Here is a 15,309-nt window from a genome sequence, read left to right on the forward strand (position 1 = left end):
TGAATCATAAAATAAGTTTTCGGAGATAGCCAGTGAAGGGGGAGGGTTGAAGCGATATTTGGTGATAAATATCACAAAAAAGGTGCGTTTAATTTGCGGTACGAATTAATTTTTTTCACACTTCACCGTGTGATGTGAATCGTCGCCGTGTATTCAATGTAAGTAAGACAATAAAAACACTGCTTGAGCGAGCCTTAACGGGGTCTCATAGGGGGAATAAAGTGAGTATTCTAGGTTATCTACAGCGCGTGGGCCGGGCACTTATGGTGCCGGTGGCTACACTGCCAGCAGCAGCAATATTAATGGGGGTTGGTTACTGGATTGACCCAGTCAGTTGGGGTGGAGACAACGCGTTAGCGGCGCTCTTCATTAAATCCGGTTCCGCCATTATCGATCACATGTCCGTGTTGTTTGCCATCGGCGTCGCTTACGGTATGTCCAAAGACAAAGACGGTGCCGCGGCACTGACCGGCTTTGTTGGCTTCCTGGTTCTGACCACCCTCTGCTCACCGGCAGCGGTTGCTATGATCCAGAAAATTCCGGTGGATCAGGTTCCGGCGGCATTTGGTAAAATTGAAAACCAGTTTGTGGGTATTCTGGTCGGTATTATCTCTGCGGAATTGTACAATCGCTTCAGCGGCGTTGAGCTGCCGAAAGCGCTTTCGTTCTTCAGCGGTCGCCGTTTGGTTCCTATCCTCACCTCCTTCCTGATGATTGTTGTTGCCTTCATCATGATGTACGTCTGGCCGATGATCTTCGACGGTCTGGTGAACTTCGGGGAGCACATTCAGAAGCTGGGTTCTGCGGGCGCAGGTATCTACGCCTTCTTCAACCGTCTGCTGATCCCGGTTGGCCTGCACCACGCTCTGAACTCCGTGTTCTGGTTTGACGTGGCAGGGATTAACGACATCCCTAACTTCCTGGGTGGCGCTCAGTCCATCGAAGCAGGTAAAGCGGTTGTCGGTATCACCGGTCGCTACCAGGCGGGCTTCTTCCCAATCATGATGTTCGGTCTGCCGGGTGCAGCGCTGGCCATCTACCACTGTGCACGTCCTGAAAACAAAGCAAAAGTTGCCGGTATCATGATGGCCGCTGCTTTCGCTGCGTTCTTCACCGGTATCACCGAACCGCTGGAGTTCTCCTTCATGTTCGTTGCGCCGGTACTGTACGTGATTCACGCAGTGCTGACCGGTATCTCCGTATTTATCGCAGCAAGCATGCACTGGATTGCGGGCTTTGGCTTCTCCGCGGGCCTGGTGGATATGGTGCTTTCTTCCCGTAACCCGCTGGCAACCCACTGGTGGATGCTGATCCCTCAGGGTCTGGTGTTCTTCGTTCTCTACTACGTGGTGTTCCGTTTCACTATCACCAAATTCAACCTGCTGACGCCAGGCCGTGAACTGGCTGTAGCCGGTGACGAAGCTGATGGTCAGGACGTGAACGTGAGCGGTGACGCAAACCAGGACGTTTCTGGTCTGGCTCGTCAGTACATCTCTGCGGTAGGTGGCTCTGCAAACCTGACCGGTATTGATGCCTGTATCACTCGTCTGCGCCTGAGCGTGAAAGACTCTTCCGTTGTTAACGAAGCTCTGGCTAAGCGTCTCGGTGCGACAGGCGTTATTCGCCTGAACAAAACCAGCGTGCAAATCATCGTTGGCTTTGCGGCAGAAAAAATTGCTAACGCAATGAAAACAGCTGGCACTGTAGAAGCAGCGGCGCCTGTTGCTGCTGCGGCACCGGCTGCTGCGGCTAAACCACAGGCTGTTCCAAACGCGACCAGCACAACTATTGCCGCTTTGGTTTCTCCAGTCACTGGCGACGTGGTTGAGCTGGATCAGGTGCCTGACGAAGCTTTCGCCAGCAAAGCAGTCGGTGATGGCGTAGCCGTTAAGCCAACGGACAAAACCGTGGTTTCTCCTGCCGCCGGGACCATCGTGAAAATCTTCAACACCAACCACGCGTTCTGCCTTGAAACAGAAAAAGGTGCAGAGATTGTGGTTCACATGGGCATCGATACCGTTGCTCTGGGTGGCAAAGGCTTCACGCGTCTGGTGGAAGAAGGGGCCGAAGTGGTTGCCGGCCAGCCGATTCTGGAAATGGATCTCGATTTCCTGAACGCCAACGCGCGCTCCATGATTAGCCCGGTAGTTTGCAGCAACATCGACGACTTCAGCGGTCTGGTTATCCAGGCTAAAGGTCAGGTGGTTGCAGGCCAAACGCCACTGTATGAGATTAAAGGCAAATAATCGCTCCTGAGTAAGCATTTGTGCCTTAAGCGGCTGACGTAAATCGTCAGCCGCTTTTTTATTGCGTGCCGTTAGCCGACATGGATAACCCTAATTTATGCAACTAAAGGTTGTTTCCCGAGGCCGCTTATTAGATCATACGCCGTTAACTAAGGTACACGCTTTGAGGAACCCGCGATGAGTGAGGCTGAAGCCCGCCCAACTAACTTTATTCGTCAGATTATTGATGAAGACCTGGCGAACGGTAAGCACACCAGTATTTGCACCCGTTTTCCGCCTGAGCCAAATGGCTATCTGCATATTGGTCACGCCAAGTCTATTTGCCTGAACTTTGGCATCGCCCAGGATTACCAGGGGCAATGCAACCTGCGCTTCGATGACACAAACCCGGTAAAAGAAGACATCGAATACGTAGAGTCCATCAAGCACGACGTTGAATGGCTGGGCTTCCACTGGTCCGGCAACGTGCGTTATTCGTCTGACTATTTTGACCAGCTTTTTAATTATGCCGTTGAGCTGATAAATAAAGGACTGGCGTATGTTGATGAGCTGAGTCCGGAACAAATTCGTGAATACCGTGGCTCTCTGACTGCGCCCGGTAAAAATAGCCCGTTCCGCGATCGTAGCGTTGAGGAAAACCTCGCGCTGTTCGAGAAAATGCGCAACGGGGAGTTTGCCGAGGGTACCGCCTGCCTGCGTGCCAAAATCGATATGGCTTCGCCGTTCATCGTTATGCGCGACCCGGTGCTGTACCGCATTAAATTTGCCGATCACCACCAGACCGGCAACAAGTGGTGCATCTACCCGATGTACGACTTCACCCACTGTATTTCCGATGCGCTGGAAGGCATTACGCACTCGCTGTGTACCCTGGAGTTCCAGGACAACCGCCGTCTGTATGATTGGGTGCTGGATAACATCACCATTCCTGCTCACCCGCGTCAGTACGAATTTTCTCGCCTGAATCTCGAATACGCCATCATGTCCAAGCGTAAGCTGAACCTGCTGGTGACCGAGAAGATTGTAGAAGGCTGGGACGACCCGCGTATGCCGACTATCTCCGGCCTGCGTCGCCGCGGCTATACCGCAGCATCCATTCGCGAGTTCTGTAAGCGCATTGGCGTAACCAAACAGGACAACACCGTTGAAATGGCGTCTCTGGAATCCTGCATCCGTGACGATCTTAACGAGAATGCGCCGCGTGCAATGGCCGTGCTGGATCCGGTAAAAGTTATTATCACTAACTACCCTGAAGGTGAAGAAGAGACGGTTACCATGCCGAATCATCCTAACAAACCTGAAATGGGTAGCCGTGAAGTGCCGTTCAGCCGCGAGATCTATATCGATCGCGCTGACTTCCGCGAAGAAGCAAACAAGCAGTACAAGCGCCTGGTGCTGGGTAAAGAAGTTCGCCTGCGTAATGCCTATGTGATCAAAGCCGAACGCGTAGAAAAAGACGCAGAAGGTAATATCACCGAACTTTACTGCACCTACGATCCGGAAACCCTGAGCAAGGATCCGGCGGACGGTCGCAAGGTGAAGGGTGTTATTCATTGGGTGAGCGCGGCACACGCGCTGCCGGTTGAAATTCGTCTGTACGACCGCTTGTTTAGCGTCGCGAATCCAGGGGCTGCTGAAGACTTCCTGTCTACCATTAATGCAGATTCCCTGATCATTCGCCAGGGCTTCGCTGAGCCTAGTCTGCAGAACGCGGAAAAAAGTAAGGCATATCAGTTCGAGCGTGAAGGTTACTTCTGCCTGGACAGCCGCTATGCGACGGCGGAAAAACTGGTGTTTAACCGCACCGTTGGCCTGCGTGATACCTGGGCTAAGATCGGCGAATAATTGCCGTTTATTGCCTGATGAAAACGCCGCTAAATGCGGCGTTTTTTCTTTTTGATTACCAGTCATTAACCTTATATGCACATTCGCGATGCGAATTAATTCTCATTTACATTTCTGTAAGAATCTCCTCACAGGAAGTCATGCCTTCCCCGTAATCTCCTGATGCTTATAATGAAAGCGCTCTCAATGAAGTTTTATTCTTAAAATCAATCGTAATCAGGGTTAATAATCTGCTGCGCAATTTTGTTACAAATGCACATAGATTATGTGCTCTCTGTCATACTCCAGGAAATCTCTGATACAAAGTCATTGATAATTCGCGTCGCGAAAAATAGTCTATGAGCAGCAGTAATGCGGGTGTGTTAGGCAAAAACCGCTTTTAGCCGTCAGGCAATTTTACTTTTTTTCGTCATTGGCGCTTTTCACGTCAGACGATGATTTTTACGTCAAAGAGGAATTTAACTATGCGTACGTTTAGTGGCAAACGTAGTGCGCTTGCTCTTGCTATTGCAAGCGTTACCGCTCTTTCAGGTTTTGTCGTGGCTCCGCAGGCTAGCGCCGCGGGCTTTGTTGATGACTCCACGCTGACCGGCGGCATCTATTACTGGCAGCGTGAACGTGACCGTAAAGACGTCTCCGACGGTAAGTACAAAACTAACCTGTCGCACTCAACCTGGAACGCCAACCTCGACTTCCAGTCTGGCTATGCGGCCGATATGTTTGGTTTTGATATTGCCGCTTTCACCGCCATTGAAATGGCCGAAGACAGCGCCAGCGGTCACCCGAACGAAATCGCATTCTCCTCTAAAAATAAAACCTACGACGAAGACTACTCCGGCGATAAAGGTGGCATCAGCCTTTATAAAGCGGCGGCCAAATTCAAATACGGCCCGGTTTGGGCTCGCGCAGGTTACATTCAGCCAACCGGTCAAACGCTGTTAGCACCACACTGGAGCTTCATGCCTGGTACTTATCAGGGGGCTGAAGCGGGAGCCGCATTTGACTACGGTGATGCCGGTGCGCTGAGCTTCTCCTACATGTGGACTAACGAGTACAAGGCGCCATGGCACCTTGAAACCGATAAGTTCTACCAGAACGATAAAAAGACCAAAGTTGACTATCTGCACTCCATCGGCGCGAAGTATGACTTCAAAAACGATCTGATTCTGGAAGCCGCATTCGGTCAGGCTCAGGGCTTTGTTGATCAGTACTTTGCTAAAGCCAGCTACAAATTCGACGTTGCAGGCAGCCCGCTGAGCACCAGCTACCAGTTCTACGGCACCCGTGATAAAGCCGCGAACAACACCATCAATGATATCTACGATGGCACCGCATGGCTCCAGGCGCTGACATTTGGCTATAAAATTGGCCAGGTCGACCTGCGTCTGGAAGGGACCATGGTGAAGGCAGAAGGCCAGCAGGGTTACTTCCTGCAGCGTATGACGCCAACCTACGCGTCTTCCAACGGTCGTCTGGATGTGTGGTGGGATAACCGCTCTGACTTCAACGCCAACGGTGAAAAAGCCGTGTTCTTCGGTGCAATGTATGACCTGAGCAACTGGAACCTGCCGGGTTGGGCAGTGGGTGCTTCTTACGTTTATGCATGGGACGCAAAACCGTCTACATGGGCGCTTGATGCTTCCGGTAACCGCCAGGATCTCGCTTCCAACAAGATCAAAGAGTCTTCTTACAGCCTCGACGCCATGTATACCGTGCAGGAAGGCCGTGCGAAAGGCACGCTGTTCAAACTGCACTTCACTCAGTACGACAACCACTCTGACATCCCAAGCTGGGGCGGCGGGTACGGCAACATCTTCCAGGATGAGCGTGACGTGAAATTCATCGTGATTGCTCCGTTCACCATCTTCTGATGTGAAACCGGGCGCGCAAGCGCCCGTTTTTTTATAAGGAACCGAACATGAAAAAGATTCTGCTGATTACCGCCGCTGTATTCACGCTGTCTGCCTGCGTTCAACCTCCTGCACCTCCGGAAGATTCACGCCTGAAGCAGGCCTATAGCGCCTGTATCAATACGGCGGAAGGCAATCCGGATAAAATTGAAGCCTGCCAGAGCGTGCTGAACGTACTGCGCCAGGAAAAACAGCATAAAGCGTTTGTTGAGAAAGAAACGGTGAACGTGCTGGATTACCAGAAATGTATCCAGGCAAGAAAGAGCGGCAATGATGAAGCCGCGAAGGTACGCTGCGATAAGATTTGGCAGGAGATTCGCGCCAATAACAGCTGATAGCCTTTTTCAGTCAATAAAAAAACCGGCAAGGGAAACCTGCCGGTTTTTGCTTTTAAACGCCACCGAAGCAGCGTTTGTTAATGCGGATTACTTATTTAGGATCGTGGGCCGTGTCGTCTTCGCGGCAATCACCTTCAGCACAGTGTCCGTACAGATAGAGGCTGTGGTTAGTCAGGCGGATGCCGTGGCGAGTGGCAATTTCACGCTGGCGGGATTCAATAGAATCATCGCTGAACTCGATCACTTTACCGCAGTCGAGGCAGATCAGGTGGTCGTGGTGATGCTGCTGGGTCAACTCAAAAACGGACTTGCCGCCTTCAAAATTATGGCGGGTCACGATCCCTGCATCATCAAACTGGTTCAGCACGCGATAGACGGTCGCCAGGCCGATTTCTTCGCCCATGTCGATCAGACGTTTATATAAGTCTTCCGCGCTGACGTGATGATTTACCGGCTCTTGCAGCACTTCGAGGATTTTTAATCGAGGAAGCGTGACTTTCAAGCCGGCCTTCTTTAATGCGGTATTGTTGTCAGTCATGCGGAAAGTGTCCTGTTGCTTAACGATTCGCTCAAACTGCAGTGAGCGTAAAGAGTAATGCGTCTCATTATAGAACTGCTACTTCTAAATGGGAACCGCAAGTATGGTGCAAAATAAGGCTGAAAAATCGTGGCGGCGTCGCCATTTACAGTAATTATCAGCCAAGCTATCAGGAAGACATTGTACAGGGATGTACGAGAAAGTTACAAACTTGTAGCAATTATTTTCATTGCTACAAGCTATCAAGATGGCGCAAATGCTGTATTTGCGCCAGAGAAATCAGGCGTTAATGATATCCGACAGATTCAGTTCTTCAGAAACCTGTTTAACCCACTTCTCAACGCGCTCAGCGGTCAGTTCCGGCTGGCGATCTTCATCGATGGCCAGGCCGACAAAATTGTCGTCATCCGCCAGGCCTTTGGAGGCTTCAAAGTGGTAGCCCGCGGTTGGCCAGTGGCCCACAATCGCCGCGCCGCGCGGTTCGATAATGTCGCGAATGGTGCCCAGCGCATCACAGAAGTATTCCGCGTAGTCTTCCTGGTCGCCGCAGCCGAACAGCGCCACCAGTTTACCGTTGAAATCGACTTCTTCAAGCGTAGGGAAGAAGTCATCCCAGTCACACTGGGCTTCGCCGTAGTACCAGGTCGGGATGCCGAGCAAGAGAATGTCGAAACCTTCGAGATCTTCTTTGCTGCTTTTAGCAATGTCATGCACCTCAGCAACGTCTTTACCGAGCTGTTTTTGAATCATTTTCGCGATATTTTCGGTGTTACCGGTGTCGCTGCCGAAAAAAATGCCTACGATTGCCATGAGTAAAATAACCTCTTGAAACTTAATAGTATGCTGGCCGTTCAATGCCCACGTATAGGGCAATCATAGCAGAACAGCTCCAGCAGCGGAAACAGCTATCACGCCCGGGTGCACAGTCTGCAACATGGTTTTGCTCACCCTTTTGAGATTTCAGATAACCCGCAGGGTGGCTGAAGGCGTTACCCGAGATTTTTAAGCTGCTCGAGCAGCATCTCTTCGATCAGTTCGCTGCGGCTGATGTTACGGGCGTCAGCCAGCTGGTTGAGGGCATCGACCGCCTCGTTGTTCAGTTTTAGCTCAACCCGCTTCAAACCACGCACTTTATCGCGCTTCAGCTGATTGCGCTTATTGATACGCAATTGCTCATCGCGCGAGAGCGGATTAGTTTTCGGCCGCCCGGGGCGACGCTCGTCCGCGAACAGATCTAATGTAGTACGGTCCGTTTGTTCTTTTGCCATGATTAGAATACTGACAGGAAATTCTGGCTGCAGGGGCAGGGTGCCGGTGCAATTAAGCGCGCCATCATACATCAGCGCGCCATTCGCGCCAACGCGTTAGCGACTTCAGCTGCCCGGTCGGTCTGTTTTTAATCAGTTTTTCTACTCTGCGTCGATAAATCGGTGGATCGCCCGTAGAACGGCATCCGGTTTTTCCGCATGAACCCAATGACCCGCTCCAGCGATGACGTGAGCACGGGCCTGTGGGAACTGACTTAGCAGCGCCTCGCGGTGGCTTTCATCAACATATGGAGAATTCCCGCCGCGAATAAATAGTGCAGGATATGGCCAGGCCGGAACAGGCCGCCAGCCAACGATAGTTTCGTATTGCTGCCAAAGCACGGGCACGTTGAACTTCCACTCGCCGTCAGCAAAGGATTTCAGCAGAAACTGAATGACGCCTTCCTCAGCTACGTGGTCGCGCATGATTTGCGCCGCCTGCTGGCGAGTTTTTACGCCCGCTTCGGTGACCGCGCGGATAGCCGCGAAAATTTCGTCGTGACGGCGAACCTGATAGTTAACCGGCGCAATATCTATCATCACAAGCTTATCAATACGCTGAGGGGCGATTGCGGTAAGCGCCATCACCACTTTACCGCCCATGGAATGGCCAATAAACGACGCTTTCTCGATACCATATTCGTCCAGCGTGTCCAGAACGTCCCCGGCCATTGCGGCATAGCTCATATCATCGCTGCGCGGTGACAGCCCGTGATTGCGCAGATCGATCTGCAGCAACGCATGATCTTTACCCAGATCCCGTGCCAGGACACCCAGGTTATCCAGGCTGCCGAACAGGCCGTGGATCAGTACGATAGGGGAATTGCTATTCAATTGTTGCGCAGTTTGCAGGCGAGCATTTAATTTCATGGCAAAGTTCTTTATTTTGGTTCGTTTGGTTAGGGTATCATGTTGGCATTCTCGCGGGCGTGCGGCAAATATTCAGTTTACTCTGACTTTGAGTCGCCTCTCCTGTTCGCTGTTGGGATTTGACCCTATAATCCCAACGACTTGTATTCAGAAAAGATATCGCACTGGATTAAGATGAAAACAATCGAAGTTGATGACGAGCTTTACCGCTATATTGCCAGCCAGACAAAACACATCGGCGAGAGCGCGTCAGACATTTTACGGCGTATGCTTAAATTTACCGCCGGGCAAACACCAGCAGCCACTTCTACGCCCGCTGCGCCTGAGCGCGCTGCGGCTCCCGTTGTTGAAGAAAAACCAGCGAACACCGCTCGTAATCGCGTGCGTGCCGTTCGTGAGCTGCTGCTTTCCGACGAGTACGCTGCCCAGAATAAAGCCGTAAACCGCTTTATGATGGTGCTGTCCACGCTGTATATGCTGGATGCAAAAACCTTTGGCGAAGCCACTGAATCGCTGCATGGCCGCACCCGCGTCTATTTTGCTGGCGATGAGCAAACTCTGCTGGCAAACGGCAATCAAACCAAGCCGAAACATGTTCCGGGCACCCCATACTGGGTGATCACCAATACGAATACTGGTCGTAAATGCAGCATGATCGAACACATCATGCAGTCAATGCAGTTCCCTGCGGAGCTGATTGAAAAGGTTTGCGGCACTATTTAAAAACCTGGCGTCAGTAAGGAAGAGCCAATGGCTAACCACGATCGTGCGGGTCAACCTGCACAACAGAGCGACTTGATTAACGTAGCCCAGCTTACGGCGCAGTATTACGTGCTTAAGCCAGTGGTGGGGAATAGCGAACACGCGGTGAAATTCGGGACCTCCGGCCACCGCGGCAGTGCAGCACGGCATAGCTTTAACGAACCTCATATTCTGGCGATTGCGCAAGCTATCGCTGAAGAACGCGCAAAGAATGGGATCACCGGTCCATGCTATGTGGGCAAAGACACCCACGCGCTGTCCGAACCTGCGTTTATCTCCGTGCTGGAAGTGCTGGCCGCTAACGGCGTGGACGTCATTGTGCAGCAGGATAACGGCTATACGCCGACGCCTGCAATTTCTAACGCCATCCTGGTGCATAACCAAAAGGGCGGCCCTCAGGCGGACGGGATTGTTATCACGCCATCCCACAACCCACCGGACGACGGCGGCATCAAGTACAACCCGCCAAACGGTGGCCCGGCTGATACTAACGTCACCAAAGTCGTTGAAGATCGCGCTAACGCGTTGCTGGCCGACGGCCTGAAAGGCGTGAAGCGCATTACGCTGGATAAAGCCTGGGAAAGCGGTCACGTTCAGGCGCAGGATCTGATTCAGCCGTTCATCGAAGGGCTGGTGGATATCGTCGACATGGCCGCGATTCAAAAAGCGGGCCTGAAGCTGGGGGTTGATCCTCTCGGCGGTTCCGGGATCGAATACTGGCACCGTATCGCGAAGCATTACAACCTCGATCTGACCATCGTGAACGATCAGGTCGACCAGACCTTCCGCTTTATGCACCTGGATAAAGACGGCGCAATTCGCATGGACTGCTCCTCCGAATGTGCGATGGCGGGCCTGCTGGCGCTGCGCGACAAATTCGATCTGGCGTTTGCCAACGACCCGGATTACGACCGCCACGGCATCGTCACGCCGGCGGGCCTGATGAACCCGAACCATTACCTGGCTGTGGCTATTAACTATCTGTTCCAGCACCGTCCGCATTGGGGCAAAGATGTGGCCGTCGGTAAAACCCTGGTTTCCTCCGCGATGATTGACCGCGTGGTAGAAGATCTGGGCCGCAAGCTGGTGGAAGTCCCGGTGGGCTTTAAGTGGTTCGTTGACGGCCTGTTCGACGGCAGCTTCGGCTTCGGGGGCGAAGAGAGCGCCGGGGCATCGTTCCTGCGCTTCAACGGCACCCCATGGTCGACCGACAAAGACGGTATCATCATGTGCCTGCTGGCGGCAGAAATCACCGCCGTGACGGGCAAAAACCCGCAGCAGCATTACGATGAGTTAGCCGCGCGCTTTGGCGCACCGAGCTATAACCGTATTCAGGCCCCAGCCACTTCTGCACAGAAAGCCGCGCTGTCCAAGCTGTCACCTGAAATGGTGAGTGCAGACACGCTGGCAGGTGACCCGATCACCGCGCGTCTGACGGCGGCACCGGGCAACGGCGCTTCCATTGGCGGCCTGAAGGTGATGACCAAGAACGGCTGGTTTGCCGCTCGTCCGTCCGGCACCGAAGACGCCTACAAGATTTACTGTGAAAGCTTCCTCGGCGCAGAGCACCGCGAGCAGATCGAGAAAGAAGCGGTAGAGATTGTCAGCGAAGTGCTGAAAAGCGCGAAGTAATATGCAAAAAGGCTCCCCAGGGAGCCTTTCTCTTTTAACCCAAAGCCACCATCAGTGCGCCGCAGGTGATAAGCGCCACGCCTATCCCGGCAATCAGCGACACTTTCTCACCAAACAGAATCACCGCCAGAATAACCGCGAACACTACGCTTAGCTTATCGATAGGGGCGACCTTCGACACGTCACCACTTTTGATCGCCATAAAATAGAACAGCCAGGACAGCGCCCCGGCCACGCCGCTTAACAAAATAAACAGCAGCGCTTTTTTATCGGCAAACACCGTACTAACAAGATTCAGTTTTCCCTGAACGACGACCACCCCAACTAAAAATAACGCCATGACCACAGCGCGAACGGCTGTGGCGGTATTGGCATCCAGATGCTGCAAACCAACTTTGCCAAAAATAGCGACCAGCGCTGCCGTAGCGGCAGACAACAGGGCGTAGACTAACCATGCGCTCATAACGGGCTCCTCTTGAACGAGCCAGAGATTACTCCTTCAGAGCATAAAACGGTAGCCGATCCCGGTTTCGGTGAGCAGATGGCGAGGGCGAGCGGGGTCGCTCTCCAGCTTCTGGCGCAGGTGGCCCATATAAATGCGCAGATAGTGGCTGTGTTCCACGGCATTCGGGCCCCAAACCTGATTAAGCAACTGGCGCTGGGTCAGGACTTTGCCGTGATTATTCAGCAGGGTTGCCAGCAGGCGGAACTCAATGGGGGTCAGGTGAATTTCCTCTTCGCCGCGGGTAATACGGCGCGAGGCGAGGTCGACCCGAATTTCGGAAAACTGATAAATCGGATCGGGCTGAACGGTGCTGGCGTGGCGGCGCAGGGCGACGCGAAGCCTGGCCTGCAGTTCACCGATGCCAAACGGCTTGCTGAGAAAATCGTCTGCGCCAGCATCCAGGGCGGCAATCTTCGCCTGCTCGTCACTCCGGGCCGACAGGACGATGACCGGCGTCTGGCTCCACTGGCGGAAGTCACGAATAAAATCGATGCCGTCGCCATCCGGCAGGCCGAGATCCAGAATCACCAGATCCGGCTTGCGGGTGGCGGCTTCAATCAGGCCGCGCTGCAGGGTTTCGGCATCAAACACGCGCAACGATTCATCTTCCAGCGCGGTGCGCAGAAAGCGGCGGATCTCTTTTTCATCCTCAATTATCAGAACCGTTGTCACAGCACCTCAATCATTTCAGGGAGTTCGGGGGGAGGTGATAAAGGTAGCACAACGTGGAAGCTGGCACCGCCTTCCGGGCGGTTAAGCGCATAAATTGTGCCGCCGTGAACTTCAACAATCGCCCGGCAGATAGCCAGCCCAAGCCCAACGCCTGGAATAGCTGACTCTTTGTTACCGCGGGCAAATTTATCAAAAATCAGCAGCTCTTTACCAGCGGGAACCCCCGGGCCGCTGTCCCAAACTTCCAGGTCCAGCTTGTCTGCTGTCGAGGTCGCTTTTATACCGATGTTGGCTTTATAACCGGCATATTTCACCGCATTCTCCAGCAGGTTGATCAGCACGCGTTCGAACAGCGGGCCGTCGACTTCAATCAGCATCAGCGGATCAGGCAAATTAAGGGCGATATGGCGGCCGCCGAGGCCCGGTTCGAGCATCTTCAGCGCGCTGCCGACGACTTCCTCTAGCGTCAGCCACTCTTTACGAAGATTAAAACCGCCCGACTGAATGCGGGCCATATCCAGCAGATTATTCACCAGCCGGGTGGTGTTCAGCACATGCTGACGGATTTCGTTGGCCTGCGGGGCATGTTTTGATCCTTCACTGGCGAGATCCAGCGTGAGGATTTCTGCCTGGCCAAACAGCACGGTCAGCGGCGTGCGCAGGTCGTGCGAAAGCGCGGCCAGCAGCGAGTTGCGGATTTGCTCCCGTTCGCTGGAAAGCCGGGCCTGTTCTTCGCTGGCGGTGAGCAGCAGCCTGTCGAGCGCGGTGGCCACCAGCAGGGTAAAGGTTTCCAGCAGGCGCTGCTGTTCGGGGATCATCAGCTGGCGCAGATTCTCCGGCTCAACGACCAGCAGACCCAGGGTCCTTTCCGTGGTGCTAAGCGGCAGGATGCGGTAGGGCACGCCCGGCAGCGTATCCGTTCCGGCACCGGCGGGCTGGCCTTTATCAAAGCTCCAGCGGGCAATCGCTTCATCCCACTGAGCGGGTTCCCCTTCGGCTGCGATACGGCTGAGTTTCCCGTGATCGTCCGGCAGCAGCAGCAGGCTGCGGGCCTGGAAGGTGTTGTTAATAAACTGCACGCTGGTGGCGGCGACGTCCTGCGGCGTGCGGTCATCGGCCAGAGCTTTAGACATTTCATACAGATGACGGGTGCGCTGTTCCCGGTAGCGGGCGATGCGTGCCTGATAACGTACTCCGGCGGTCAGATTCCCGATCACCAGCCCGACGGTGAGCATTACGCCGAAGGTCAGCAGATACTGAACATCCGACACGGCGAGCGTGCCTCGCGGCGCAATAAAGAACAGGTCGAAGCTAATCACGTTGATGACCGTCGCGAGGACGGACGGCCAGCGGCCATAAAATAGCGCGACCATCACCACGCCAAGCAGGTAGATCATCACCAGGTTGGCGGCATCAAAGGCCACCAGCCACTGATTGGCGATAAAGGTAATAAACGCACAGAGCACCACTGCCACGGCGCAGCCGCGCAGTTGAATGCGCCATTTCTCGCTTAGCGTTCTGGTGTCCGGTGCTCTGGTCGGGGAGGGGAGCGGTTTTTCATCCAGCGCAACAATCACCAGATCGAGGTCCGGAGCGCGTTTGGCTAACCGGTCGGCGAAAGACGTACGGTGCCACCAGCGGCGCGTGGTATGACGGCCAATAATGATTTTGCCGAGATTGTGTTCGCGGGCGTAGCGCAGCACCGCTTTTTCTTCATTGGGATCGGCAAGCGTGGCGGTTTCGGCTCCCAGCTCCTGGGCGAGCCGCAGAGCGCTTAAAATGGTCCGGCGCTGATGTTCCGGCAGGCGGTGAAGCTGCGGCGTTTCGACGTAGACGGCGTGCCAGACGCTGCCGAGCTTGGCGGCAAGGCGAGCGGCGGTGCGAACCAGTTTTTCATTGCCGTTGCTATGGCCGATGCACAGCAGAATGGCGTCCCGCGTGTGCCAGACTTTTTCCTGTCCCTGGTTGTCCCGCCAGGCGCGCATCTGATCGTCAACGCGGTCGGCTGTGCGTCGCAAGGCCAGCTCTCGCAGCGCTATCAGGTTGCCTTTACGGAAGAAGTGCTCGATGGCGCGTTCGGCCTGGCCGGAGATATAAACTTTGCCTTCGTGCAGGCGCTGGCGGAGGTCGTCCGGCGGCAGGTCAACCAGCACGACTTCGTCGGCGGCGTCGAAAATAGGGTCGGGGACGGTTTCGCGTACCTGAATCCCGGTGACTCCGCCTACTACGTCATTCAGGCTTTCCAGATGCTGAACGTTAACGGAGGTCAGGACGTCGATCCCGGCTTCCAGCAGCTCTTCCACGTCCTGCCAGCGTTTGGGGTGGCGCGAGCCTGGCGCGTTACTGTGCGCCAGTTCGTCCATCAGAATCAGGGCAGGGTTGCGGGCGAGGGCGGCGTCCAGGTCAAACTCCTGGACCAGACGCCCCCGGTGGTGAATACGACGAGGGGGCTGAATCGTCAGCCCCTTTAACAGTTCGGCAGTTTCCTGGCGGCCGTGGGTTTCCACCACGCCCACCAGCACATCGAGGCCCTGCGCCCGCAGGCGCTGCGCCTCCTGAAGCATCGCGTAGGTTTTCCCGACGCCTGCACAGGCGCCGAAGAAGATTTTCAGTTTCCCACGCGGCTGGCGGTTGACTTTCTCCAGCAGCTTATCGGGGTTGGGGCGCAGCGGCTCCTCGGTCAT

General features: G+C 54.3%; 13 protein-coding genes. 6 read left to right on the forward strand and 7 right to left on the reverse strand.

The features are described 5' to 3' along the window. The first annotated feature begins 221 nt into the window (after positions 1–221). The 4 genes from nagE to chiQ all read left to right on the forward strand — a co-directional run bounded on the left by nagE (position 222) and on the right by chiQ (position 6,336). On the forward strand, positions 222–2,246 hold the full coding sequence (nagE, locus tag WFN87_RS05615) for an N-acetylglucosamine-specific PTS transporter subunit IIBC (protein ID WP_336982233.1): 2,025 nt from the start codon (positions 222–224) through the stop codon (positions 2,244–2,246). A gap of 177 nt (positions 2,247–2,423) precedes the next feature. Then, the gene (gene glnS / locus WFN87_RS05620; RefSeq protein ID WP_166994543.1) at positions 2,424–4,091 is read left to right on the forward strand and encodes a glutamine--tRNA ligase; all 1,668 of its coding nucleotides are present in this window, start codon (positions 2,424–2,426) and stop codon (positions 4,089–4,091) included. A gap of 464 nt (positions 4,092–4,555) precedes the next feature. Then, entirely contained in the window at positions 4,556–5,962 is a 1,407-nt protein-coding gene (chiP, locus tag WFN87_RS05625; protein WP_008456102.1) for a chitoporin ChiP, read from the forward strand. 47 nt (positions 5,963–6,009) lie between these two features. Continuing rightward, positions 6,010–6,336 (forward strand): ChiQ/YbfN family lipoprotein, encoded by a 327-nt coding sequence (gene chiQ, locus WFN87_RS05630; protein ID WP_008456104.1) that lies wholly within the window; start codon positions 6,010–6,012, stop codon positions 6,334–6,336. A 94-nt stretch (positions 6,337–6,430) separates the two neighbouring features. Here the strand turns inward: chiQ and fur are convergent, their stop codons facing one another. The 4 genes from fur to ybfF form a co-directional block, all read right to left on the reverse strand. Then, a complete protein-coding gene (gene fur, locus WFN87_RS05635) occupies positions 6,431–6,877 on the reverse strand; it encodes a ferric iron uptake transcriptional regulator (protein WP_008456106.1) in 447 nt (148 codons plus the stop codon). A 279-nt stretch (positions 6,878–7,156) separates the two neighbouring features. Next, positions 7,157–7,687, reverse strand: a complete 531-nt coding sequence (gene fldA / locus WFN87_RS05640) for a flavodoxin FldA (protein WP_008456108.1) — start codon at positions 7,685–7,687, stop codon at positions 7,157–7,159. A 179-nt stretch (positions 7,688–7,866) separates the two neighbouring features. Next, complete coding sequence (ybfE, locus tag WFN87_RS05645; RefSeq protein ID WP_008456110.1) at positions 7,867–8,145, reverse strand: LexA regulated protein; 279 nt, start codon at positions 8,143–8,145, stop codon at positions 7,867–7,869. Positions 8,146–8,286: 141 nt separating this feature from the next. Further along, positions 8,287–9,054, reverse strand: coding sequence for an esterase (ybfF, locus tag WFN87_RS05650; protein ID WP_336982234.1), 768 nt, complete (start codon positions 9,052–9,054; stop codon positions 8,287–8,289). A gap of 174 nt (positions 9,055–9,228) precedes the next feature. On the opposite strand from ybfF, the gene seqA reads away from it, so the two are divergent. After that, positions 9,229–9,777 carry a replication initiation negative regulator SeqA gene (gene seqA, locus WFN87_RS05655; protein ID WP_008456114.1) on the forward strand — a complete coding sequence of 183 codons (549 nt, stop codon included), beginning with the start codon at positions 9,229–9,231 and terminating at the stop codon, positions 9,775–9,777. Positions 9,778–9,804: 27 nt separating this feature from the next. Further along, positions 9,805–11,448 (forward strand): phosphoglucomutase (alpha-D-glucose-1,6-bisphosphate-dependent), encoded by a 1,644-nt coding sequence (pgm, locus tag WFN87_RS05660; RefSeq protein WP_336982235.1) that lies wholly within the window; start codon positions 9,805–9,807, stop codon positions 11,446–11,448. Between the two features lie 34 nt (positions 11,449–11,482). Here pgm and WFN87_RS05665 read toward each other — a convergent pair whose 3' ends face one another. From WFN87_RS05665 to kdpD, 3 genes are read right to left on the reverse strand one after another with little or no spacing between them, the layout of a single operon-like run. Then, on the reverse strand, positions 11,483–11,911 hold the full coding sequence (locus WFN87_RS05665) for an EamA family transporter (protein WP_008456117.1): 429 nt from the start codon (positions 11,909–11,911) through the stop codon (positions 11,483–11,485). 36 nt (positions 11,912–11,947) lie between these two features. Further along, positions 11,948–12,625 (reverse strand): two-component system response regulator KdpE, encoded by a 678-nt coding sequence (gene kdpE, locus WFN87_RS05670; protein WP_336982236.1) that lies wholly within the window; start codon positions 12,623–12,625, stop codon positions 11,948–11,950. Beyond that, positions 12,622–15,309, reverse strand: coding sequence for a two-component system sensor histidine kinase KdpD (gene kdpD / locus WFN87_RS05675; protein WP_008456121.1), 2,688 nt, complete (start codon positions 15,307–15,309; stop codon positions 12,622–12,624). The genes kdpE and kdpD overlap by 4 nt, the downstream gene beginning before the upstream one ends.

This window comes from Cedecea sp. AS113, assembly GCF_037152415.1.
GTDB lineage: Bacteria > Pseudomonadota > Gammaproteobacteria > Enterobacterales > Enterobacteriaceae > Cedecea.